Source organism: Draconibacterium sp. IB214405 (assembly GCF_033963885.1).
Lineage (GTDB): Bacteria > Bacteroidota > Bacteroidia > Bacteroidales > Prolixibacteraceae > Draconibacterium.
Map to the genome: position 1 here is coordinate 1,160,446 of NZ_JAXBMA010000001.1, position 23,448 is coordinate 1,183,893.

Below are 23,448 nucleotides of genomic sequence, written 5' to 3' on the forward strand. Positions count from 1 at the left end.
GTAAATCTAAAATCTTAATTCGTTAATCATAATTCGAAATTCAATAAAGCATCATGATAGAAACACATATTAAAAAAGTAATTGTTCTTGGTTCAGGAGCACTAAAAATTGGAGAGGCCGGTGAGTTCGATTATTCCGGTTCGCAGGCGCTTAAAGCGTTGAAAGAAGAAGGTGTTGAAACGGTTCTTATCAATCCGAATATTGCAACCATTCAGACATCTGATAATATTGCAGACAAAATTTACTTTTTGCCTGTTACGCCTCATTTTGTTGAAGAGGTAATTAAAAAAGAAAAACCACAGGGAATACTTCTGGCATTTGGTGGGCAAACTGCGCTAAACTGCGGTGTTGCACTTTACCAGTCAGGAGTGCTTGAAAAATACAATGTTGAAGTAGTAGGTACGCCGGTTCAATCGATTATCGACACGGAAGACCGCGATATTTTTGCTAACATGCTTGATGAAATTAATGTTAAGACATGTAAAAGTATTGCTGCTTCAAATATGGCTGAAGCAAAAGCTGCGGCCAAAGAGGTTGGTTTTCCAATTATTATCCGTGCCGCATACACGCTGGGAGGTTTAGGTTCAGGTTTTTGCGAAAACGAAGAAGAACTGGAGAAACTGGCCGGCAGTGCATTTTCGTACTCGCCACAAATCCTGGTTGAAGAATCGATTAAAGGATGGAAAGAGGTTGAATACGAGGTAGTTCGCGATAAATACGACAACTGTATCACGGTTTGTAACATGGAGAACTTCGACCCGCTGGGAATTCACACCGGCGAGAGTATCGTTGTAGCTCCTTCGCAAACACTGTCGAACTCGGAATACCACAAGCTGCGCGAGATCTCGATTAAGATTATTCGTCGCGTTGGAGTTATTGGTGAGTGTAACGTACAGTTTGCCCTCGATCCTTACTCGGAAGATTACCGTGTAATTGAGGTGAATGCCCGTTTATCACGTTCGTCGGCACTGGCATCGAAAGCTACCGGTTATCCGCTGGCATTTGTTGCTGCAAAACTTGGTTTGGGTTACGGTCTGCACCAACTTAAAAACTCGGTTACCAAAGTAACAACAGCATGTTTCGAGCCTGCGCTTGACTACTGTGTGGTGAAGATTCCGCGTTGGGATTTAAGCAAATTCGTAGGTGTTTCGAAAAATATCGGAAGTTCGATGAAATCGGTTGGTGAGATTATGGCCATCGGACGAACTTTTGAAGAAGCCATTCAGAAAGGTATCCGAATGGTTGGCTTGGGAATGCATGGTTTTGTTGCCAACAAAGAGGAGATTACAATCGAGGGAATCGAGGAAGAGTTGACTAATCCTACCGATCGCCGAATTTTTGCAATCGCCGAAGCATTTAACAAAGGATATTCTATCGATCAGATTCACGATAAAACAAAAATCGATCGTTGGTTCCTGCAGAAGCTGAATAACATTTACAAAATAAAACTGGAGCTGAAGACTTTTAATGAGTTGGAGACTTTACCGATTCCACTGTTAAAAGCAGCGAAACAGGCCGGTTATTCCGATTTCCAGATCGCACGATTGGTGCTTAGAAGTAAGAATGTCGACATTAATGAGGATATTCTGAAAGTTCGTGCTTATCGTAAAGCGAATGGAATTGTACCGGTTGTAAAACAAATTGATACGCTGGCGGGTGAATATCCTGCACAGACCAACTACCTGTACCTGACGCACAACGGTACCGAAAACGACGTTCATTATTTAGGCGATCATAAATCGGTAATGGTACTTGGCTCGGGAGCTTACCGTATCGGAAGTTCGGTAGAGTTCGACTGGTGTAGTGTAAATACCATCAACACGATTAAAGAACAAGGTTACCGTTCGGTAATGATCAACTACAACCCGGAAACGGTGAGTACGGATTACGATACCTGCGACAGGCTATATTTTGACGAGCTGACATTCGAGCGTGTAATGGATGTATACGACCTGGAGAATCCGCATGGAGTTGTGGTTTCTATGGGTGGTCAGATTCCAAATAACCTGGCTATGAAACTCGACGGGCAAAATGTGCCGATTCTTGGAACATCAGCCAAAAAGATCGATAATGCGGAAGACCGCGAGAAATTCTCGTCACTGCTTGATGATCTTGGAGTAGATCAGCCACGCTGGGCACGTTTGTCAACCATCGAAGAAATTCACAAGTTCGTTGATGAGGTAGGTTATCCGGTGTTGATCCGTCCTTCTTACGTACTTTCAGGTGCTGCAATGAACGTGGTTTCTAACCCTGATCAGCTGGAGCACTTCCTTGAAATGGCTGCAAATGTTTCGAAAGAGCATCCGGTAGTTGTTACCGAGTTTATCGAGCAGGCCAAAGAAATTGAGATTGATGCAGTGGCTAATAAAGGCGAAATGGTTGCTTATGCTATTTCGGAGCACGTGGAGTTTGCCGGAGTTCACTCGGGCGATGCTACCATCGTTTTCCCGCCGCAAAAACTATATGTTGAAACCATTCGCAGGGTGAAGAAAATCGCTCGTCAGATTGCAAAAGGACTGGAAATTACCGGACCGTTTAACATGCAGTTCCTGGCAAAAGATAACGACATTAAAGTTATTGAGTGTAACCTGCGTGCATCGCGAAGTTTCCCGTTTGTTTCGAAGGTGATGAAATTGAACCTGATCGAAATTGCAACGAAAGTAATGTTGGGAATTGATGTGCCGAAGCCGGATAAATCCTTGTTCGAGCTGGATTACGTAGGTGTTAAAGCACCACAGTTCTCGTTTGCACGATTGCTGAAAGCCGACCCTGTTTTGGGTGTTGATATGTCGTCGACCGGAGAGGTTGGATGTATTGGCGAAACCTACTACGAGGCGATTCTGAAAGCGATGTTGTCGGTAGGGTACAATTTCCCGAAAAAGAACATTTTGATTTCATCAGGACCATCGAGGGGTAAATTGGAGTTGCTGAACAGTACACGAATGCTGGTTGAAAAAGGCTACAACATTTTTGCCACTGAAGGAACGCATAAATTCTTCCGCGATAACGGTATTGAAAATACGCTGGTTCACTGGCCGGATGAGGCAGATCAATCGCCAAATACCATTGATATGATCAAGAACAAGGAAATTGACCTCGTTGTGAATATTCCGAAAAACCATACCAACCGCGAGTTGAAAAATGGTTATACAATTCGTCGTAGTTCAATCGATTATAATGTTCCGCTTATTACAAATGCTCGTGTTGCTAGCGCATTCCTGTCGGGAATTTGCAAATACAGCCTCGAGGATGTTAAAGTTAAGAGCTGGGACGAATATAAAGAATAGAAGACTTTATTTCGATAATATAAAAGCTCCGGCCGTTGGTCGGAGCTTTTTGTTTTTATAAGTAGTCTTTGAAAGAAAACGCCAAATGCTGCGTTACTCTCGGTTTGAAAACAGTCGATTACGAAAGTAAATTCCTTGATTTTCAAACCTTCGAAAGCCTTGTCTTTGACGCTTTCTTATCAAAGACTTGGTTTTTAGTGAGTTTTCATGCAGACACAAAGTAGTCCGTTCTTGCTTGTTCAAGGACGAATCTTTGTTTAGAAGATTGAGACTGTTGGAAATACAGAATTTTCTCTCGCAATAAAATTATTATGAAAAAATAATTCCTCTAACTTTAAAGTTTATAAATGACAATAAAATGAAAGGATTAAAATACACATTCTCAAGCGTGTTCTTCTTTGTGATTCTAATCTTTAATGCGTCGGCGCAGTCGCACGATATAACCATTCAAATAAGCAACCAGCCTGATAATAAAATCATTCTGGGAACAATAAAGGGCGATGAGTTCACTCCAATTGATTCTGCTGAGGCCATAAATGGTACGGTTAAGTTTCAGTTGTCATCATCAAATCCAATTGGTGTTTATCGGCTTGTTTTGGGTAAAACTGCTTATGCCAAAGTGATGGACAAAGATCCTCAACAGCTTGATTTTATTTATAATAACGAAGACGTTATTCTTCAAACTGATTTTAAGAATCCTGTAGCTGGTCTGAAAGTTATTCAATCGGTAGAGAATAAGATTTGGTACGATTTTAATGAGAAGGAAAATATCTTAAAAGACGAACTCCAGCTGATGGAAAAGGAAGTGGATTATTTTTGGGCAAAAAAAGATACCTCGAATGCGACATTGAAAGCAAACGAATTTAATCAGCTTCAGATGGATCGGGAACAATTTATTTCGCAAACAGTAAATAGTTTTGCAGGTAGATACGCCGCAAAAATGATTAAAATGTATTCCGAACCTTTCCGCGATGCATACTTGTCTGCCGAGCAAAGGGATGAAGACTACAAGGCAAATTACTTTAACGGTCTTGGTTTTACTGACGAGTCTTTAATTCACTCATCGGCTTATTCCGACAGAATATTCAACTACCTGGTACTTTGTAACGATAAGGGTTTTACGCAAGATCAAAGAGAAGCTGAATACGAAAAGGCGATTGATATTATTGTGGCAAATACAAATCAAAACGAAGAGGTTCATAAGTTTATTCTCGATTATATGGTTGACGGATTTGAAATTTTAAAAATGGATAAGCTGATAGCTTATATCGAAGATAAATATTAGGGAATCACTTACCAGGCATTATTTCCGTCATACATAAACAACTTTATTCAACCACTCTCTTCGGGAAGTGGTTTTATTTTTATTCAATATTTCGTAACTTATATCTTTCATTCTCAATTGACTAGATAAATCCAGACCAAAAATCAATAACTAACTTTTAAAAGGAGGTATTTATGTCAAACAAGAACCAAGAATCATCACGAAGGCAATTCTTATTTAAGACAGCCATTGCAGGGAGTTTATTAGGTTTTGGATGTCCAAAATTATTCGCTTCTAATTTTGTCGGTAAAAATGGAGCTGAACCTGATAAGGCCGTTGAAGAAACCGTAAGGTTTGTTTATCAAAACCATATCCCTATTTATAAGGGATTAGCCAAAGAAATGGGTGAAGAGAATCTGAATAAAATGTTGCAAAAGGTTTCTGCCGAGAATTGGGCCAATGCAATTAAAATGATGTCGAAAGACATTAAAGAAAAGAACATTGAAAATTATGCAACATTAATGGCAAGTGTTCTTGGAAGTCCGCCATATAATTCTCTCCTAAAATATGAGGTTTCCGAACAAACCGATAAGGCAATAGAAATTAAATATACTGAATGTCTTGTTTCAAAGATCTACAAAGAAATGGGAGCAGCTGACATTGGCTGGTCAATTGAATGCTCTGCCGGCGATACAAGCGTGAAAGCTTATAATCCTAAAATGACCTGTAAAAGTCTCAAAAATTTGATGAAAGGCGATGATGTTTGTATCGAAAGAATCGAATTGAAAGCATAGGATTTTTTGCATATATCTTAAGCGTTTTTTAATTTGTACTGGTAAAGAATGAAGGGTTTAGCTGAATAATGTTAAACCCTTTTTTATTGGTTTTGTGGTGATTAAAGGCAAAAAAAAGGTCGTAAAAAAAAGCCCGCGGTTTTACTGCAGGCTTTTATATTGAGCTACCATGTTTTTCAGAAATTAAAGAGACCGGCCTTTTGATTACGCTTGAGCAGGACTCATTGCAATCAATTTTTTCGCTACATCGTTTAGTAGCTGGTCATTATCATCCGCACATTTTTGTCCCGCAATCCTAAGTGCTTCAAGGTTTTTTATCGAAGCGTCATCCATTTCCGGGCTGGCATTATAAAGTTCCGGCTCAATCCGGACGTATTGTTTGGGTTTACCAACCGCATCAAAAATTTGTTTAAGTTGAAAATCAACTGTTTCTGATACTCCGGACATCATAATGTCGATAATTGGTTTTACCCACTGCGCTAATCCCCAATCTTTAGCTTCTTTGTAATAGTAAGGTTTTATCGACGATCCTGTTCCCAGGCTTAGTATAAACATATCTTTTGCTTTTGGTGCTCCCGGTAAATTTCGTGCTTCGGCATAAGCACAAAGGGTTGGATTGTTTGCAAATACACCACCGTCTACCAACGGATACGGAACAGAGGTCATCGATTTTACTTTTGCGGCTTCAAAATAAGTTGGTGCTGCCGATGTTGCCCGGGCAACATCTTTCACATAAAAGTCGAATGCATCACCTGTTTTGGCTTTGTGTTGTTTAAAGAAATGGGCTTTTCTTCTCCTGATGTCATAGGATGTAACTAAGCAGGGCTTTAGCAAGTTGCTTAGCTTTAATTCGCCGAGATAATCATTCAGCGACTCCTCAAGTTCTTTGGCTGAATATTTTTCATCGAAAACACCCGCGCCCGAAGATATTTTTTGCCAGGCTGTTACGTCGAATATTTCATCTCCGTTTTCGAGGTATAAATCAACTGCATTTGCAGCACTGTATCTTGCTTTTGTTGCATCTTCTTCCGAAGGACACAGGTAAATACATGTTAAGATTCCGCCGGTGCTGGTTCCTGCAATGAGGTCGAAGTAATCCGCAATTCTTGCGTCTTTGTTTTTACTGAGTTTTTGTAATTTTTCTTCCAGGGCAACCAAAACCTGACCTGGCATAATTCCGCGGATTCCTCCGCCGTCAAGTGATAAAATTCTCATGATGTAAATGTTTAATGGTTGATATAAATTTAATCGGGAATGATCATATTTTCCAATTCGCTGGCATTTAAATTGTTGGGAACAATGGCCTTGTTTACCTTATTTATGGCTTCACTGAAATTCCAGTTTTTACGCATGGCATTTACGATTAATCCAATAATGAGGTTGAACAAAACAAATTCAAGAGATTCAGGGATAAAAGGAACATCAATTTTTTTATTGGCCAATTTGGCTAATCTTCTTGCCAGTAGTCTTGCCTCTTCCTGGCTGATTCCATCATCTAAACTCCGGAATAAATCATAAATTTCGTTGGGTAGGTTGTCGTAAAGGAAATTATCTACCTTGACAATGATTTTAATAAGAATTTTTCCTTCTCTTTTTTCGCCCATAAACGGGAAGTTGATCTCTTGGTTTACCTTTTTTGCCAGACTCTCAACTTCTTCGTGGGTCATTCGTTGGCGATGTTCGTCTCTGGCATAATACTCGGCAATTATTGCATCAAATTGCTCTTTTGTCAAACTAATTTGTAAATCGGGCATGTTTGTGACTTTTAAGTTTTTGAAACGGAATTTTTCGCAGAAGATTTTTGGGGATGAAATTGCTTCTACATTAACGGATGCTGAGAGATTTAATGGGTTTGTTTCTGTGTAGTAAGAGCAACACTGTTGCTGGTTCGCTCGTAAAGAGTTTGTGTCAAAAAGCCTATACAATTTACGATATTCTTTTCGGATTTGCTAGTACGATGACCGCAAACCGTATGTTAGTGTGGGAGTGGAGGTAGATTTTAGCTATTGAATATCAGTGATTTGTGTTGGTGGTAAAGTGGAGGTTGAACCCGCGATTATTTAAGCAAATTTCATAAAACAAAAAAGCCTGAAATCAATGATTTCAAGCTTTTAAGTTTTCTTGGTTGACCCACCAGGGCTCGAACCTGGACTCTTCTGAACCAAAATCAGACGTGTTGCCAATTACACCATGGGTCAGTCCTTATTGCGTCTTTTCTTTAAAGACGGTGCAAAAGTATAAAAAAAATTTATTCTGCAATATCTGGGCAAAAAAAAATTACTCCTTTCGAAAAAAAGGTGAAATGCATTTTGATAATTATGTTCGCAGCATTCCTGTTTAAAAGGTTATATTTGCCCTTGTTCAAAAAAAATAGCAGATCATGCAACACACAAAATTAATCAATAACATTCTTGGTTGGCTTGTATTTCTTGTAGCTTGTATAACTTATTTTGCTACGCTCGAACCCACGGTAAGCTGGTGGGATTGTGGCGAGTTTATTACAAGTGCTTTTAAACTGGAAGTTGGTCACCCGCCGGGCGCGCCTACTTTTATGATTTTGGGACGGATATTTACCTTGTTCGCTCCCGATGCCACCAAAGCTGCTGTTATGGTTAATTCCTTGTCGGCAATTGCAAGTGCTGCTACCATCATGTTTTTGTATTGGACAATTGTACATCTTGCCAAAAAACTTTTTTCTTCGGAAGAATTGAGTACCGGTGAACAAATTGCCGTTTGGGGCAGTGGTTTGGTTGGTGCGTTGGCGTTTACATTTACCGATTCGTTTTGGTTTTCGGCAGTGGAAGGTGAGGTTTACGCACTATCGTCGTTATTTACCGCAATGGTATTCTGGGCCATTCTAAAATGGGAAGATGTAGCTCACGAAAAACATGCCAACCGCTGGCTGGTGCTAATTGCCTATCTGATGGGATTGTCAATTGGTGTTCACTTGTTGAACCTGCTGGCGATTCCTGCTATCGCTTTGGTGTATTATTTCAAAAAATATGAATTTTCGTGGAAGGGTGTTGTTTACGCACTGGCCGCATCGATGGGTATTCTATTGGGTATTCAGTACGGAATTATTCCGGGAGTGCCACGCATTGCGTTTATTTTCGACCGCATTTTTGTAAATGGTTTAGGACTACCGTTTAACTCCGGAATATTATTCATGATTGCTTTAATAGCTGCCGGTTCGGTTTGGGGGATCAATTATACCCGAAAAAGAAACATGGTAGTTTGGAACAATGCGTTAACTATGATTATTGTGATCCTGATCGGCTACTCATCGTTTGCATTGATTGTTATTCGTGCTTCGGCCAATCCGCCAATGAACCAAAACAGTCCTGATAACGCTTTCGCATTGGTGCGTTACCTTAACCGCGAACAATATGGCGATCGTCCGTTGGCAAAAGGGCCTTATTACAATGCACCTCGTATCGGTACCGAAAATCCGAAAGATCAATACAATAAAGTTGACGGTAAATATGAGATAACCGGAAGTATGCCGGGAGGTTCGGTGTATGAACCAAAAATGGAAACCGTTTTTCCACGAATGTATAGCGATAAAGCAAACCATATTCAGGCTTATAAAGAGTGGGGGAAAGTAAAAGGTACTCCGGTTCGAATTCGAGAGCGTGGCGAAGTAAAGACGCTGCAAAAACCAACCTTTGGCGAAAACATTCGCTTCTTTGTAAGTTACCAGTTGGGGCACATGTACATGCGTTATTTTATGTGGAACTTTGTGGGGCGCCAAAACGATATTCAGGGGCACGGAAGTTTTGAAAACGGGAACTGGGTAAGTGGTATTTCGTTTATCGATGAGCCAAAAGTTGGGCCGCGCGATACAATGCCCGAGTGGATGCAAAACGATCCGAGCCGAAATGTATATTACTTTTTGCCGTTGTTGTTAGGACTGTTGGGCTTGTTCTTTCAGTATAATCAGGGCAAAAAGGGAAAGGAAACCTTTGCAGTTACCATGTTGCTGTTTATCCTTACTGGTATTGCCATTGTGGTTTACCTGAACCAGTATCCGTACCAGCCACGTGAACGAGATTATGCTTATGCCGGCTCTTTCTATGCTTTTGCCATCTGGATTGGCTTGGGTGTGCTGGCTGTTTATACCGGACTGAAAAAAGTATTAAAAGGTGCTCCGGGTGCGGTGTTGGCCACAGTTATTTCCGTGGTTGCCGTGCCTGGTGTTTTGGCCTCACAAAACTGGGACGATCATGACCGTTCGGGAAAATATATGACGCACGATTACGCAATAAATTACCTGGAATCGTGTGCGCCAAATGCCATACTTTTTACTTATGGTGATAACGATACATTCCCGTTGTGGTATGTGCAGGAAGTGGAAGGCGTGCGTCCGGATATTAAAATTGTAAACATCAGTTATCTCGGAATGGATTGGTACATTAACCAGCAGCAGTTTAAAACTTACGAAGCTGATCCTGTTCCATTCTCGTTCACAAAAGATAAATACTACATGGGGCGTATGGATGCCGTGCTTTTCCAGGATCGTATAAAAGGATCGGTTGAGCTAAGCGAAGCTATGGAGTTTTTGGGAAGCGACGATGTGCGGACAAAAGTACAGGTTACCAGTGGTGCGATGATGGATTATTTACCATCGCGCGATTTCCATATTACAGTTGATAAACAAAAAGCCGTGGAAACCGGAACGGTAAAACCTGAAGATGCAGGAAAAATCGCCGATCAGGTAAGCTTTAAGATCACCAGTAGTATGATTACCAAAAGCGAAATGGCGGTGCTGAATATGATTGCCGCCAACAATTGGGAGCGTCCGATTTATATCGATCACAGTTTGGTGTTTACCGGAAATATTCACTTCCTCGACTGGTTGCAGTTTGAAGGATTAGCCTATCGTTTTGTGCCGATAAAAACGCCGAAACAAGGTATTACTGCCGGACGCATCGATACAGATATTCTTTACGATAATGTGATGAATAAATTTAAATGGGGGAATGTAAACGATCCGGATATTCACATGGACGAATACAACCGCAAACAGATAGATATTATGCAGGCGCGTTATATGTTTACGCGTTTGTCGCAGTCGCTGCTTGCCGGTGGTGACAAAGAAAGGGCCATTGAAGTTGCCGATAAAATGTTTGAACTTTTCCCTAACGAAATTATTCCGCTTGATTACAGTTCGTTCCAGATGGTTGGGCAGTATTACGGTGCCGGCGCTATTGATAAAGGTAACGAAAAGGTGCGTGTGATGGCTGATAATTGCTTTGCAGTTCTTGATTACTTTGCATCGTTACCGGATAATATGGCTGCGGCTATCCAGGGAGAACAGAATCGCCAGATTTCGCACTTGAGAAACATGGTTATTCTAACGCGTAATTACAAGCAAGACGAATTGAATAAAGAGTTGGATGCCAGGTTGCAGGAACTAATTGCTAAATTTCAGCAAAAAGCAAGTTCTTAGTAATCCTTTTGTCCGATCTGTTTAAAGAGTTTGGTTGCCAGTTTTTTTCCTCTCGATCGGATTCCGGCCGTTGGATGGTATTCCATTTCCTGCTCGATCAGTTGCAGAACTTCGGGCTTTAAATCTGGTTCCATTTCCGAAATGTTGTACAGAATTTGCATGGCATGCACCCGCACTGCAATGGCTTCATTGCCCGAGGTGAAGGTGTTTATACAAAAATCAAAAAGGAATCCGAAATGCGCCTCGTCAATCTTGTTCATGCTAATAAGCTTCAGCCAGTGGCGTCGTTTGCTGGCATTTTGTTCTGTTTTAAGTTGTTCGACGAGGGCAGGAAGATAAGGCTGCAGAAGTTCCGGTTTTTCATCATGAATTTTATCGACAAGGTAAGCCGCACGCCAGCTTTTTTTTCGGGTGTCGTTTAGGGCAAGCTGAACGAGTGTATTGAACTGTGCCGGATCGTTTAGCATTGACGCGGCAATAATTTCAATGTTTTCCCAGGCATCGAGATGGTCAAAAAGTTCTTGTTCTGTCATCGGTAGTTGATTTCAACGCTGCGGAAAAGATAGAAAATAATCTCCAAGTTTTTATTTTTACGGTATGATTAAGGTTACTTGTGCCATAATAATTGAAGCGGGAAAAATTCTTGCTGCCCAAAATAACGAAAGTTCCGATCATCCGTTTCAGTGGGAATTTCCTGGGGGAAAAATTAAACGCGGGGAAACAGAACGAGAATGTATCGTTCGAGAAATAAAAGAAGAGTTAAGTCTGACCGTTGAGGTTGCCGGGGAACTAATGCCGATAGAGCACGATTATAAAATTAAAGCCATTCGTTTAATCCCTTTCGTTTGTATAATTAAATCAGGTAAATTGAAACTGAATGATCACCTTGCTGTAAAGTGGTTGGGGTTTGAAGAATTGGCTAAATTGGACTGGGCTGAAGCTGATCGTTGTTTGTTGACCAAGAAAGAAAATCTGCAGTTATTAAAAGAATACCTTGGGAAATAAATGTACTAACCCCGATAATACTCCTGCCCAGCCAATTATTGATAATATCATGTATAAAACAATGTGTCGACGTTGAGCATAATATTTGTTGGCCAGAAATGCACCAATGGGAATGGTTAAAAGTACCGGTGTGGCAATAATAACTCCCCAAAATCCATAGTTCGATCGCATTCGGGTGATAAACCGGTTTCGGCGTGTAAATATACGTTTGGGCTTCTTTTTCATTCTGGTGATACACCAAGCGTGGTAACGTCCTTTTATTGAATTTGGAATGGCATTACACAGGCATGGCCACATTCGCATTAATCCGCGGTTCAACGGTTTGCTGATGTAGAAAAAAAACAGGAATCCGCCAATTCCACCGGTTAGAACAGCCAACAGTGCGTACTTGTAATCAAGCCCGATTATCATGGCATAGGGAAGTGTGACAATATACTTTACCGATGCCAGCAATACAATATGTAGTATTTTTAGCAACACAATTTACCCCTCGTGTGCTGATAGAACGCACGGGGAATTAAAAAGGTTGCGTGCTTTATCCTGCCTTTATATATTCTTAACGATTTTTAAACTTGTTAATTTACCACGTTGATCGGATTGCCATCAATAAAAGCCTTTAGGTTATCAGCTGCAATTTTCATCAATCGTTGGCGGGCCTCGAGTGTTGCCCAGGCAATGTGTGGTGTAATAGAACAGTTTTTTGCCTTTGGCAATGGATTCTCCATGGAAGCAGGCTCCACCGACAATACATCAAGTCCGGCGCCTGCAATACGGTCGCTGTTTAGCGCATCTGCCAGATCCTGTTCGTTAATAAGAGGTCCGCGGCCGGTGTTAATCAGAAAGGCTGAAGGTTTCATTTTATCGATCGTACTTTTGTTTATGAATCCTTTGTTCTCTTCAGTAAGCGGGCAGTTGATGCTGATAAAATCGCTATCTGTCAGTAAAGTGTCGAGATCAACCTGTTGGGCATCCAGCGACGTTGTTTTTTTACTTCGGTTGTTAAAAATAACTTTCATTCCAAAAGCCAGTGCAATGCGGGCAACAGCTTGTCCGATTTGACCGAAACCAATTATGCCAAGTGTTTTTCCTTCCAGCTCTGTTTGCGGCGACAACCAGTATGCAAAATCTTTGCTGGCAGTCCATTCGCCTTTGTTAACCGAACTTGCATGAAGCGCCACATTGTTGCTAAATTGGAGTATATGTGCAAATACCAACTGCGCTACCGACTGCGTGCTGTAAGCCGGAATATTACAAACTGTAATACCTGCTTCGTTTGCTGCGGCCGTATCAACTACATTGTAACCTGTTGCCAGCACTCCAATAAATTTTAAGTGGGGAAGTTGTTCAATAATTTCGTGGTTCAAGATGACTTTGTTGGTATAAATAATTTCTGCATCTACGGCTCGTTCAATGGTTTGCCCCGGCGCTGTCCGGTCGTAAACTGTTAATTCTCCCAATGCTTTAATTCCGTCCCAGCTCAAATCTCCGGGATTTAAGGCGTAGCCATCTAAAACAACGATCTTCATGCTTCTGATTTTTTAATGTGTTGGCAAAAATAAACAAAATGAGTGATACGCTTATTTTCTGAATCGAAAGGAAAAGCATATATTTAATGTGTTATACAAAAAGAATAAATAAGGACGAGTTTTAATGAGGGTAATTTAAAGGCACAGTATGTCCAATAACTGTGGTTTGTGATTATTCTGTAATTGGTAACCCTATGGAAACAAATAACCCGGTAAGCGATCCGATCGCGAAAAAACTGAAAATTTTATTGGCCGAAGATGATGCCATTAACCAAAAGTTGTTCTCGTACATGTTGAATGATATTGCCGAAGAGTTGATAATTGCGTCAACAGGTTTGGAAGCTGTGAGTTTGCATGAAAAGAATCTCGGGATCGATTTAATCCTGATGGACTTAAAGATGCCCGAAATGGACGGCTATCAGGCTGTAAAAACTATCCGGGAATCGGATCAGGCGGTGAAAATTTTTGCATTGTCGGCCTTTGCTCCCGAAACGCAGAGCGAGGCAATTAACGGAAATGATTTTAACGATTATGTTAGCAAACCCATCCGAAAAGCCGACCTTTTAAAAGTTATAGCGAAACATTTTTAGAAGATGCCTGAAAGCAAAGTGTGAGCGATATTTAGCGTTCATGCTAAACAGGTAATAAAACCTTTATAATTAAGTGATGAGAAAACTAGTGCTACTATTTGTTGGGTGTATTATGCTCTTTTGTACTTCATGCGACAGCGAGATTGAAAAAGGTGTACGAAAAAGTGATTTGTCGAAAGATGTTCAGTTGGTTACCGATTTCGGAACTATTGTTCTTCGCTTGTCGGACGAAACACCCATTCACCGAAATAACTTTATAAAATTGGTAAACCAGGGGGCATACGACAGTGTGTCGTTTCATCGTGTTATCGAAAACTTTTTGATTCAAACCGGAGATATGGCAACAAAACCAGCCGCGCAAAAGAGTGAGAATAACAGTGAGGAGTTGTCTTACATGATAGATGCCGAGTTCAGGCCGGATTTATTACATAAAAGAGGGGCTTTAAATGCAGCCCGAATGGGCGATGATCAAAATCCTCAGCGGGCCTCGGATGGCACACAGTTTACCATTATTCGGGGCAGGGTGTACACCGATAGCACGCTGGCTATTGCTGAGAAAAGAATAAACGGGTGGCTGGCTTATAATAATGTGATCAACAAACCGGAGAACAAAACCGAGTTGGAGAAACTTAAGCAGCTTTACGGTAAAATGGAAGCGTTATACGAGAAAGAGAATGCTGCAGACAGTTTGTTGATGAGTGCCATACAAGCCGACATAAAACCAATAAAAGCGAGGTTCGATTCGTTAACCGAAATTGAGTTAATAACAATGCAACCTTACCGATTCCCCGAAGAGCACCGCGAGATTTATAAAACAGAAGGAGGAGCCGCCCACCTCGATCAGAACTATACCGTTTTTGGCGAAGTGGTTACAGGTATGAATGTGGTTGACAGTATTGCACGTGTAGAAACTGACAGTGCGGATAAACCGATTGATGATGTGCGTATTTTATCGGCAACAATGATTGAGCGTAAGTAGTTGGAATTAGATCTCCTTTTCTAACGATTTTAGAAACAGCATTTTTTAGAGTGTCGACCCGCCGGGACTTGTTTCTGTATTTGCATTTTGTTTTACCGTTGTATCGTCCCTGACGGGACTGTTTTGCCAATGGCTAGATCGAATGAATTTTAATCCCGGAGGGATGAAATATCCGTAGCCCCGTCTTTTAAGGCGGGGTAATATGTATTGTATCGCAAGCAAAGCGGTGCAGTCAGAATGTTGTTCGAGCTTGTTGGTGGCTTGCACTGCAATTATGTAGTGTGTTTATTTCGCACAGAAAGACAAGTTCTATAAAAAGAGGTGATGACGAAATAAGCTTGATAATGCCAATTGATATAAAAAAACAAAAGGGAAAAACATCGTTTTTCCCTTTTGTGGTGCCACTTGCATCAATAAGCTAACTATTCCCGAAGTAATCCACATAATAGTAAACTCAGTCTTTTAAGCATCGCACAGAAAGGCTATAATCAAGAGTTGTTATTCTTCTCTTCAATTCTCTTGAATAATCATATTCACCAAAATCCATTCTGAAATAATATGCAGCAGGTATAACGTCATCTCCTATTACATCAAAGCTATCATCCGAGCACCACCAATTGGTGGTCGCCCTTAATCCTTCGTATTCGTTTATTATAAGCATTCCACCTGGTAAAGCTGTAAATCCTGTAGAATTATTTAAAGACAAGTCGTTTCCAATAGTTCCGGGTAGTGTAGAAATGACCCAGTCCGTTTTTGCGGCTAAATCTTTAGCCACAGAACTATTGGGCTGAGTATTTGCTTGGGCATAAGCAGCAAGCTCTTCCCATTCATCTTTAGTCGGTATGTGCCACCCCTCGGGAGCAATCTCTCGCTCGTCTTTTACTGCAAACCAGTTGTAAAGTCTTCCGTATTTTGACGCTATTTCATCATTATCATCATAATTGCAATAACCGGCAGTGGTTTCGACTTCGTAGCCATAACCTCCATAGCCGTATTTTGGTAGTTGGTTTATATATGGAATCGGGTCTCCATTTCGAAATCTGGTAGTTTTCAAATTTTCCACCATCCAAACCTGAAAACCAATGGTAACTGTATGGTACTTGTTTCCATCAATATCTGTGACGATTCCTCCATTATTAGGGTCTATATCATTTTTATCACAGCTGAATAAAAGAGAACTAAAAAATATTAGAAATAATAAATTGAGAGTTGAGAATTTCATGGTTAAAAATTAGTTTCTATAAATATAAAAATTTGTAGCTCTAGATCATAATGGATTTCTCACAATATGATTAAGCAAGTGATTGTTAGGATTGTATTTTGCTTGCGCGTTCTGAAGTTTTGGGGTGTATGTGATCAGAGAGTTTTAATGCTTTAAAGCGAAAATAAGGTTTTAAATGAGGCCTGTATTTCGGTTAAGGTTTGTTATTGCAATAAGGTTGACAGGAGTACAGACTATATCTAAAAACAAAAGGGAAAAACATCGTTTTTCCCTTTTGTGGTGCCACCTGGAATCGAACCAGGGACACACGGATTTTCAGTCCGTTGCTCTACCAACTGAGCTATGGCACCTTTCTAAAGTTGGGCTTTAAGTAGCACCCCCTTTATTTTGGTGTTGCAAAAGTATACATTTTTTTAAAATCACAAAGTTCAACACAAAAAAAAGTGAAAAAAAATCAATTTTTTCTGATCCGCGAATTTTGCGTAGTGTTAAGTGACTAGCTGTTTTTAAGGCTGTTTCATTGAAGCTGAATTACTTGGCCCTCTATGTCCCCCATGAGACGACTTTTTTTCTCTTGGTGCGTTTAGGGCAGGATGATTTAAATTCAATAATAGCTGATTTGAAAATTTCAGCAATCATTGATGATTTCGATTGTACATAGAATCCTTTCATGCGTTTTATATGTCGTATGAGTCTGCAATCCAATACTTTTTATACTTTTGCACGATTAGTTTAAAAGACAATGGTTGATACTGATTATCTGACACATACATTACATAGCGGCATTCGAATAATTCATCAGCAAACCGATTCGCCGGTGGCACATTTAGGAGTGTTAATAAATACCGGATCGCGCGACGAAAAGGAGGATGAACATGGACTGGCGCACTTTATCGAACACTCGGTTTTTAAGGGTACAAAAAAGCGCAAGTCGTTTCATGTGCTTAGCCGTATAGAGGGTGTTGGTGGCGAATTGAATGCCTACACCACAAAAGAAGAAACCGTTTTATATGCTACTTTTTTAAACGAGCATTACGATCGCACGGCCGAATTGCTGAGCGATATTCTTTTTAACAGCACCTATCCCGAGAAGGAACTCAAGCTCGAAAAAGAGGTGGTAGTAGAGGAAATAAATTCGTATTACGATTCGCCGTCGGAATTGATTTTTGATGAATTCGAGGAGCAGGTTTTTGAAGGTCATCCCATTGCCCGGAATATTTTAGGTACAAAAGAGAATTTGCGCACGTTTAACCGCGATAAGATTTTCAATTTTATCGAGAATAACTACCATACCGATCAAATGGTGATCAGCTCGGTGGGGAATATCGATTTTGCTGCTTTGCTGAAAATGCTGAAGAAATATTTTGGTGAGGTGGAACAGCGGTTGCGTCAAGCGAGCCGGGAGCAGTTTCTGGATTACCGTCCACAATCAAAAAAGGTAATAAAAGACACTTTTCAGTCGCATTGTGTGATGGGGAATGTTGCTTTCGATTTTAAAAATCCAAAGCGTATTGCTATGGTCCTGCTCAATAATGTACTAGGTGGACACGCGCTAAACTCGCGTTTAAACCTGGCTATGCGCGAACGTCGCGGAATGGCTTACAATGTGGAGTCGGCTTACACGGCTTATTCCGATACCGGTTTGTTTAACGTGTATTTCGGCACCGACAAAGAGAACCTGAACAAGGCAGTTGCATTGGTGCATAAAGAGTTTGATTTGCTACGCGAGAAAAAAATGGGTGCCGTTCAATTAAGCCGTGCAAAAAAGCAGCTGATCGGACAGATTGCCATTTCAACCGAAAGCCGCGAGGATATGATGTTGACCATTGGGAAAAGCTATATGCTTTTTGATAAAGTGGATCCTTTGCGTGTTATCTTCAAAAAAATTGAAGCGATAAGCGCCGAAGATATTCAGGAGGTGGCAAACATGATACTGGACAAAAATCAGATGAGTACGTTGATTTATAAATAGCAGCAAATGGACAGGCAAAAGGCGTTGCACCAATATATTTTGGATCATATCGATGAAGAAGATCCGGTATTAACTGAACTTGATCGTGAAACCAACCTGAAAGTGCTGGGTGCCCGAATGATATCGGGGCATTTACAAGGACAGGTGCTCACGATGCTGGCAAAAATGATCGGCCCGAAAACGATTCTTGAGCTGGGTACCTTTACCGGTTATTCGGCCATTTGTCTGGCAAAAGCTTTGCCCGAAGATGGTAAACTGATCACCATTGAAGTGGACGATGAGTTGGAAACACTGGCCGCTAAATACTTCGAAAAAGCGGGAGTGGCAAATTTAATCGAGCAAAAAATCGGAGCTGCCACCGATCTGATCCCTTCGCTCAATCAAACGTTCGACCTGGTTTTTATCGATGCCGATAAGCGTGAATATGTGGAGTATTACCAATTGTTAATCGATAAAATGAATTCCGGTGGCTACCTGATTGCCGACAATACACTTTGGAATGGTAAGGTGTTGAATAAACCCCGTCACGACGACGGCCAGACCATTGGTATTTTGGAATTCAATAAACTAATAAAAAACGACGACCGTGTAGAAAAGGTTATTCTTCCACTTCGCGACGGAATGACCGTTATTCGCAAGAAGTAGTTTCGAAAATATTTATAAAGGGCTTAGGAATTAAGTTAAATTCTTAAAAAATGGCTATCTTGCTTCTTTAAATGCCGATCATTAAAACAAGCCCGAATGTCGACAAAGAGTGAATACCCTGTTCATAAGGAGGTTTTGGACGGACTTCCTGTGGATTATTATGTTGTACATCTTCGTAAAAAAATCATCCTTCAAACGAATAACAAAGAAATTGAGCCTGGCACTGCCTGCCACAAGGCTTTCTTCTGTAGTGAACATCCGTGCGATGTTTCCCATGGGAAATGTTTGTTCCAGCAAAAGCTGACAAAAAATCAAAATTCCGAATTTCATTATTCATACACAAAGGATAATGAAAAGTGCTATTTCAGGGTGCGGGGGACGCTGTTGAAAAAGGACCTGGCATTGGTTACTCTTGAGGACGAAACTGCTTACATGAAGAAGAAAGAGGAGTCGGAACGTAATTCGGAAAAACTGGAACGAATTGCGCATCTGGCAAATTTCAGCTATTGGGAGTATGATGTGAAAACACGCATTTTTAATGCATCGCTGGCAGGTAGAGAAATTTATGGCATTGATAAAGAGTTTATATCATTCGAGGAAATTCAGTCCAAAAATCTAAAAGAATACAGGGATTTGTTCGAGCAGAGTTTTGCAGATTTGATTCGGAAAGGAGTTGGTTTCGATCTGAAATATAAAATTCAGCGGAACGATGGCGCGATCAGAACGTTAAGAGGTATTGCCACTTACGACCGGTCGACAAATATGGTTTATGGAATAGTCCATGATATTACGGGGGCTGAAAATAAGTATGTTATCGATATCGAATATCAGGAGTATCTGTCGATGCTTTTCAAAAAAATGAGCAGTGCATTTGCCCAGCATAAAATTGAAACCGATGAAAACGGACAGGTTGGCGATATTGTGATAATGGACGTGAACCCCAGTTACGAGAACTTATTTGGGGTTCGGCGTGAAGATGTTGTGGGCGAGTCGTTTAGGAAGGTGTTTCCGCAGATCTCGGACCGGTGGATTCAGTACATGGGTAAAAAAGCGCTTTCGGGTGAAGCAAAGCTGTTTAAAGAGTATGTTCCCTGGTTAAAAAAACACGTTGAAATTTATGCGTATTCGCCGGGTAAAGGATATTATGTGGCAACTATAAATGATGTTACCGACCGTATTCAGTCGGAAATCGAATTAAAAAAAGCCAAACAACAGGCGGTAGAAGGCGACCGTTTAAAAACTCATTTTCTTACCAATATGAGTCACGAGATTCGGACGCCGTTAAATGGTATTCTGGGATTTTCGAGCTTATTAAGTCAGGGCGGATTAACCGAGGAAAACAGGATGTATTACGGGCAGATTATCGAAAAATCGGGCAAACGGCTGATGAAAATAATCGACGATATTATTGATGTTTCGATGATTCAGTCGGGACAAATTAAGATCGATAAACGACCAATTGATATCAACGAACTTTTGCGCGAAGTTTATACCATGTATTCAAAGGGAAACGCCGATAAATTAAAGCGGATTAAATTTGAGATGTTACCGGTTGAAAGCACTGACGACCGCATAATGTACTCGGATAAAGAATGGATTTACCAGGCCTTGAATAATTTGCTCGATAATGCGTTTAAATTTACCGAACGCGGAAAAATAGCGTTCGGAGTTGAAAAAAGCGATTTAAACGAGGTTATTTTCTTTGTAAAGGATTCCGGTATTGGAATAAAAGAGGAAAAACAAAGTTATATCTTCGATCTGTTTCGCCAGGTTGAAGAAGGTCAATCGCGCTCGTACGAAGGTTTTGGATTGGGGCTTGCCATTGTTAACGGAATTGTTAAAAAGCTAAACGGTAAAATTAAACTGCAATCGCAGCATAAAACAGGATCCGAATTTACCATTGTACTTCCACGTAATCATGAACAGGTACTTGTAAAGAAAGTAGCCGGCCATGAATCATCTTCCGCCTAGGGAAATATCGCTCTTGTAAAGAGCGATAAAAATACGATTCTACTTCCCGGCTGGCGTGCTCCCCTGATTGGTATTATTTGTTGTTTGTGGACCCCTTTTAGCTTTAAAACCCGGCTTCCGTTTTCTGTTCGGATTACCGTTTTTCGGCTTGTTTGGCCTTTTGTTCTTATCTCCGTTGTTCTCCGAAGCGTTTTGTTTGTTTTGTGGATTTCTGGCTTTATTCTCGAAATTCCGGCCTCCCTTTTTGTTTCGACGTGGTTTGTTGTTTCGCACAGGTTTCTTTTTGTCGAAACGATCCAGGCTCTCGTCGAGGGTAACTTCCATTTTATTTTGCTCTTTTACCGGAGCACTTAATGTATGAACCTCGGGTTTAATGCCACGTTTGTTTTTCTGAATAATATCGCGAACCTGTTTTAACGACAGGTTAAAAGTGGTTCCCATACTTCCTTCCAAACCATACCAGATTTCTTTTTTCAGGTAATCGGTTTTAAACGGTTTGGCCATTCCCGATGCCAGTTCCAAATCAAGCAATTCGCGTGGGAATTCGTTTCCGGCCTCAATGTAGGCATCCAGTTCGTAAAGCAAACAGCATTTAAGTTTTCCGCAGGCACCTGCCATTTTTTGTGCCGATGGCGATAAACCTTGTTTTAGTGCAGCGTCAGACGAGATACTTGAAAAATCGGTTCGCCAGCTCGAGCAACACAATTCACGTCCGCACGATCCAATTCCACCAATCAATCCGGCTTCCTGACGGGCACCGATCTGTTTCATTTCAATTTTAATGCGGAATTCGCGTGCATAAACTTTTATCAACTCCCTAAAATCAACACGGCCTTCGGCCAGGTAGTAGAAAATTGCTTTTTTGTTGTCGCCCCTGAATTCAACATCACCGATTTTCATTGCCAGTCCCAAATCGTTAGCGATCTGGCGCGATTGAATCATGGTCTCTTTTTCGCGGTTGCGGGCCATGTTCAGGGTCTCAATATCATTTTCGGAAGCTTTCCGATAAACCGAATTTAAGGTGTAGCGTGATGGATTTTTTATCCGAAGTTTAAACTGTTTTTCAGCCAGATAGCCGGTTAGGGTTACCTCGCCAACGTCGTGCCCGGGCGATGTGGCAACAACAATTTTGTCGCCGCGCTTTAACGGTATATTTTCAATATTCCTGAAATATTCTTTTCGGGTAGACTTAAATTTTACTTCAACAATGTCTGATTTATCAGTGGTATCCGGCAAGTCGCTTAGCCAGTCGTATCCTTGTGTTATACTATTTGTTGAATTATTGTTGAACGAACATCCATTACAACTCATATAATCCTCTCTGCTTTCTGTCTGATGTGTGGCTTTGTTGTGCTTTAATTGCACTGTGTTCTAATCACATCAATGTTTAATAATTCCATGCAAAGATTGGAAAAAGAATTGAATTATCTAATCTGGATTGAGTCTAAATTAAAATATTAATCATTCTTTATGTCTTAAATAAGCTTTTTTGTTCCTTTATTGAAAATTAAAATAAGGCAGAAAATCGTATATGAATCCTATCAAAAAGCTTTTAGTGCTTCTGTTCGTTGTGTTTAGCTTCAACGGATTTGCTTTCACTTTATCCGAAAAGGCTGTGGTAAGTATTATTACTTGTAGCCCGGGCAACGAAATGTATTCGGTTTACGGCCATTCTGCCATCCGGGTAAAAGATCCGGCGTTAAATTACGACGTGGCTTTTAACTACGGAATTTTCGATTTTAGCAGCCCGAATTTTCTATATCGTTTTTGTGCGGGGCAAACCGATTACCTGCTCGGAGCTTACCGTTTTAACGATTTTCTGAATGAATACCGACACGATAAGCGCAGCGTTTTTGAACAGGAAATCAACCTTACAGCTCAGGAAAAACAAGTGGTAGTTGATTTTTTAGTATGGAATGCACAGCCCGAAAACAGGGTGTATCGCTATAATTTTTTCTTTGATAACTGTGCAACGCGGGTGCGCGATGTAATTGCCAATAACGTAAATGGCGGAATTACCTACACCGACAAGGCCAGCCATAAAACCTTGCGAACGCTGATAAAAGATTACCATGGCAAATTATTGTGGCTGAATTTTGGCATCGATTTTTTGGTAGCAGCCGATTCCGATCGTGAGGCAACCTTGGAAGAAGAAATGTTTTTGCCCGATTATGTGATGAATCATTTTGCCACAGCAAAAAGAAATGATAATAACAAACTGATAGCCCAACCTGTAAAAGTGCTTTATCTGGCACCTGAGCAAAAACAGGGACCGACCTGGATTTGGGGGCCGCTGGTGGTTTTTTCATTCTTGTTGCTTGTTGTTGCTTATTTTACCTACAAACAATTTAGAAATGGAGAATTGAAACCAGCGCTTGATATCATTCTTTACGGCATTAACGGACTTGGTGGATTACTACTGACCTGGTTTACCATTTATTCCGAACATCCGGCAATGAGCCCAAATTATAACCTCATGTGGCTGGTGCCGGCAAGTTTGTTGTTTGTAGTTGTTCGCTTACGAAAAAAGTGGCGACCAGCCGTACGTTATTATCACCTGGTTTTTGCTGCGTGGATGATCGTATTTTTTGCTTCTGCATCTTTTTTGCCACAGAAATTTCATCCGGTGTTTTTCATTCTGGCAGCAACATTTTTTATCCGCGCACTCGCGCATTCCTTGCTAATTTTTAAGTCGTTAAAAGCGGCTCGCAAATAATCCGGGCTGACTCTCGGGAATCGATTTT

18 protein-coding genes and 2 tRNA genes are annotated in these 23,448 nt (G+C 40.8%); 11 read left to right on the forward strand and 9 right to left on the reverse strand.

Translation table 11 applies throughout. From position 1 onward, the window contains the following. Positions 1–53: 53 nt before the first annotated feature. The 3 genes from carB to SLH46_RS04505 all read left to right on the forward strand — a co-directional run bounded on the left by carB (position 54) and on the right by SLH46_RS04505 (position 5,345). Complete coding sequence (gene carB, locus SLH46_RS04495; RefSeq protein WP_320279965.1) at positions 54–3,287, forward strand: carbamoyl-phosphate synthase (glutamine-hydrolyzing) large subunit; 3,234 nt, start codon at positions 54–56, stop codon at positions 3,285–3,287. Between the two features lie 358 nt (positions 3,288–3,645). Beyond that, the gene (locus SLH46_RS04500; protein ID WP_320279966.1) at positions 3,646–4,572 is read left to right on the forward strand and encodes a DUF4369 domain-containing protein; all 927 of its coding nucleotides are present in this window, start codon (positions 3,646–3,648) and stop codon (positions 4,570–4,572) included. 173 nt (positions 4,573–4,745) lie between these two features. Continuing rightward, a complete protein-coding gene (locus SLH46_RS04505) occupies positions 4,746–5,345 on the forward strand; it encodes an L-2-amino-thiazoline-4-carboxylic acid hydrolase (protein WP_320279967.1) in 600 nt (199 codons plus the stop codon). A 204-nt stretch (positions 5,346–5,549) separates the two neighbouring features. Here SLH46_RS04505 and SLH46_RS04510 read toward each other — a convergent pair whose 3' ends face one another. The 3 genes from SLH46_RS04510 to SLH46_RS04520 all read right to left on the reverse strand — a co-directional run bounded on the left by SLH46_RS04510 (position 5,550) and on the right by SLH46_RS04520 (position 7,543). Further along, positions 5,550–6,560: a patatin-like phospholipase family protein gene (locus tag SLH46_RS04510; RefSeq protein WP_320279968.1), complete on the reverse strand. Its 1,011-nt coding sequence runs from the start codon at positions 6,558–6,560 to the stop codon at positions 5,550–5,552. Between the two features lie 29 nt (positions 6,561–6,589). Then, positions 6,590–7,099: a hypothetical protein gene (locus SLH46_RS04515; protein ID WP_320279969.1), complete on the reverse strand. Its 510-nt coding sequence runs from the start codon at positions 7,097–7,099 to the stop codon at positions 6,590–6,592. 368 nt (positions 7,100–7,467) lie between these two features. Next, positions 7,468–7,543: transfer RNA gene (locus SLH46_RS04520), tRNA-Gln, on the reverse strand. 182 nt (positions 7,544–7,725) lie between these two features. Between SLH46_RS04520 and SLH46_RS04525 the strand changes: the two genes are divergently transcribed. Beyond that, positions 7,726–10,794 carry a glycosyltransferase family 117 protein gene (locus SLH46_RS04525; RefSeq protein ID WP_320279970.1) on the forward strand — a complete coding sequence of 1,023 codons (3,069 nt, stop codon included), beginning with the start codon at positions 7,726–7,728 and terminating at the stop codon, positions 10,792–10,794. Here SLH46_RS04525 and SLH46_RS04530 read toward each other — a convergent pair. Continuing rightward, on the reverse strand, positions 10,791–11,327 hold the full coding sequence (locus SLH46_RS04530) for a hypothetical protein (protein ID WP_320279971.1): 537 nt from the start codon (positions 11,325–11,327) through the stop codon (positions 10,791–10,793). The two genes, SLH46_RS04525 and SLH46_RS04530, sit on opposite strands and share 4 nt — an antisense overlap. 64 nt (positions 11,328–11,391) lie before the next feature. Here SLH46_RS04530 and SLH46_RS04535 point away from each other — a divergent pair, with 64 nt between their 5' ends. Next, a complete protein-coding gene (locus SLH46_RS04535; protein ID WP_320279972.1) occupies positions 11,392–11,799 on the forward strand; it encodes a (deoxy)nucleoside triphosphate pyrophosphohydrolase in 408 nt (135 codons plus the stop codon). Here the strand turns inward: SLH46_RS04535 and SLH46_RS04540 are convergent. Then, on the reverse strand, positions 11,776–12,276 hold the full coding sequence (locus SLH46_RS04540) for a hypothetical protein (protein ID WP_320279973.1): 501 nt from the start codon (positions 12,274–12,276) through the stop codon (positions 11,776–11,778). The genes SLH46_RS04535 and SLH46_RS04540 overlap by 24 nt on opposite strands. Before the next feature lie 98 nt (positions 12,277–12,374). Next, positions 12,375–13,325 carry a D-2-hydroxyacid dehydrogenase gene (locus tag SLH46_RS04545; protein WP_320279974.1) on the reverse strand — a complete coding sequence of 317 codons (951 nt, stop codon included), beginning with the start codon at positions 13,323–13,325 and terminating at the stop codon, positions 12,375–12,377. Positions 13,326–13,519: 194 nt separating this feature from the next. Here SLH46_RS04545 and SLH46_RS04550 point away from each other — a divergent pair, with 194 nt between their 5' ends. After that, a complete protein-coding gene (locus tag SLH46_RS04550; protein ID WP_320279975.1) occupies positions 13,520–13,915 on the forward strand; it encodes a response regulator in 396 nt (131 codons plus the stop codon). A gap of 76 nt (positions 13,916–13,991) precedes the next feature. Further along, positions 13,992–14,894 carry a peptidylprolyl isomerase gene (locus SLH46_RS04555; protein WP_320280363.1) on the forward strand — a complete coding sequence of 301 codons (903 nt, stop codon included), beginning with the start codon at positions 13,992–13,994 and terminating at the stop codon, positions 14,892–14,894. Between the two features lie 454 nt (positions 14,895–15,348). Here the strand turns inward: SLH46_RS04555 and SLH46_RS04560 are convergent, their stop codons facing one another. Further along, entirely contained in the window at positions 15,349–16,116 is a 768-nt protein-coding gene (locus SLH46_RS04560; protein WP_320279976.1) for a fibrobacter succinogenes major paralogous domain-containing protein, read from the reverse strand. A gap of 277 nt (positions 16,117–16,393) precedes the next feature. Continuing rightward, a tRNA-Phe gene (locus SLH46_RS04565) sits at positions 16,394–16,466 on the reverse strand. Between the two features lie 392 nt (positions 16,467–16,858). Here SLH46_RS04565 and SLH46_RS04570 point away from each other — a divergent pair. The 3 genes from SLH46_RS04570 to SLH46_RS04580 all read left to right on the forward strand — a co-directional run bounded on the left by SLH46_RS04570 (position 16,859) and on the right by SLH46_RS04580 (position 20,704). After that, positions 16,859–18,088 carry a M16 family metallopeptidase gene (locus SLH46_RS04570; protein WP_320279977.1) on the forward strand — a complete coding sequence of 410 codons (1,230 nt, stop codon included), beginning with the start codon at positions 16,859–16,861 and terminating at the stop codon, positions 18,086–18,088. A 6-nt stretch (positions 18,089–18,094) separates the two neighbouring features. Next, entirely contained in the window at positions 18,095–18,733 is a 639-nt protein-coding gene (locus SLH46_RS04575) for an O-methyltransferase (RefSeq protein WP_320279978.1), read from the forward strand. Positions 18,734–18,829: 96 nt separating this feature from the next. Beyond that, positions 18,830–20,704 (forward strand): sensor histidine kinase, encoded by a 1,875-nt coding sequence (locus SLH46_RS04580; protein WP_320279979.1) that lies wholly within the window; start codon positions 18,830–18,832, stop codon positions 20,702–20,704. A 39-nt stretch (positions 20,705–20,743) separates the two neighbouring features. Here the strand turns inward: SLH46_RS04580 and SLH46_RS04585 are convergent, their stop codons facing one another. Next, a complete protein-coding gene (locus SLH46_RS04585) occupies positions 20,744–22,015 on the reverse strand; it encodes a PSP1 domain-containing protein (RefSeq protein WP_320279980.1) in 1,272 nt (423 codons plus the stop codon). A 244-nt stretch (positions 22,016–22,259) separates the two neighbouring features. On the opposite strand from SLH46_RS04585, the gene SLH46_RS04590 reads away from it, so the two are divergent. Beyond that, positions 22,260–23,420, forward strand: coding sequence for a lipoprotein N-acyltransferase Lnb domain-containing protein (locus tag SLH46_RS04590; RefSeq protein WP_320279981.1), 1,161 nt, complete (start codon positions 22,260–22,262; stop codon positions 23,418–23,420). Positions 23,421–23,448: the final 28 nt, after the last annotated feature.

Excerpts from the sequence above, each read along its gene's own strand:
- SLH46_RS04550 (WP_320279975.1), top strand. The coding sequence starts at position 13,520 with ATGGAAACAAATAACCCGGTAAGCGATCCGATCGCGAAAAAACTGAAA.
- SLH46_RS04535 (WP_320279972.1), top strand. The coding sequence starts at position 11,392 with ATGATTAAGGTTACTTGTGCCATAATAATTGAAGCGGGAAAAATTCTT.
- SLH46_RS04515 (WP_320279969.1), bottom strand. The coding sequence starts at position 7,099 with ATGCCCGATTTACAAATTAGTTTGACAAAAGAGCAATTTGATGCAATA.
- carB (WP_320279965.1), top strand. The coding sequence starts at position 54 with ATGATAGAAACACATATTAAAAAAGTAATTGTTCTTGGTTCAGGAGCA.
- SLH46_RS04505 (WP_320279967.1), top strand. The coding sequence starts at position 4,746 with ATGTCAAACAAGAACCAAGAATCATCACGAAGGCAATTCTTATTTAAG.
- SLH46_RS04510 (WP_320279968.1), bottom strand. The coding sequence starts at position 6,560 with ATGAGAATTTTATCACTTGACGGCGGAGGAATCCGCGGAATTATGCCA.
- SLH46_RS04560 (WP_320279976.1), bottom strand. The coding sequence starts at position 16,116 with ATGAAATTCTCAACTCTCAATTTATTATTTCTAATATTTTTTAGTTCT.
- SLH46_RS04530 (WP_320279971.1), bottom strand. The coding sequence starts at position 11,327 with ATGACAGAACAAGAACTTTTTGACCATCTCGATGCCTGGGAAAACATT.
- SLH46_RS04555 (WP_320280363.1), top strand. The coding sequence starts at position 13,992 with ATGAGAAAACTAGTGCTACTATTTGTTGGGTGTATTATGCTCTTTTGT.
- SLH46_RS04575 (WP_320279978.1), top strand. The coding sequence starts at position 18,095 with ATGGACAGGCAAAAGGCGTTGCACCAATATATTTTGGATCATATCGAT.
- SLH46_RS04580 (WP_320279979.1), top strand. The coding sequence starts at position 18,830 with ATGTCGACAAAGAGTGAATACCCTGTTCATAAGGAGGTTTTGGACGGA.
- SLH46_RS04500 (WP_320279966.1), top strand. The coding sequence starts at position 3,646 with ATGAAAGGATTAAAATACACATTCTCAAGCGTGTTCTTCTTTGTGATT.
- SLH46_RS04585 (WP_320279980.1), bottom strand. The coding sequence starts at position 22,015 with ATGAGTTGTAATGGATGTTCGTTCAACAATAATTCAACAAATAGTATA.
- SLH46_RS04525 (WP_320279970.1), top strand. The coding sequence starts at position 7,726 with ATGCAACACACAAAATTAATCAATAACATTCTTGGTTGGCTTGTATTT.
- SLH46_RS04570 (WP_320279977.1), top strand. The coding sequence starts at position 16,859 with ATGGTTGATACTGATTATCTGACACATACATTACATAGCGGCATTCGA.
- SLH46_RS04545 (WP_320279974.1), bottom strand. The coding sequence starts at position 13,325 with ATGAAGATCGTTGTTTTAGATGGCTACGCCTTAAATCCCGGAGATTTG.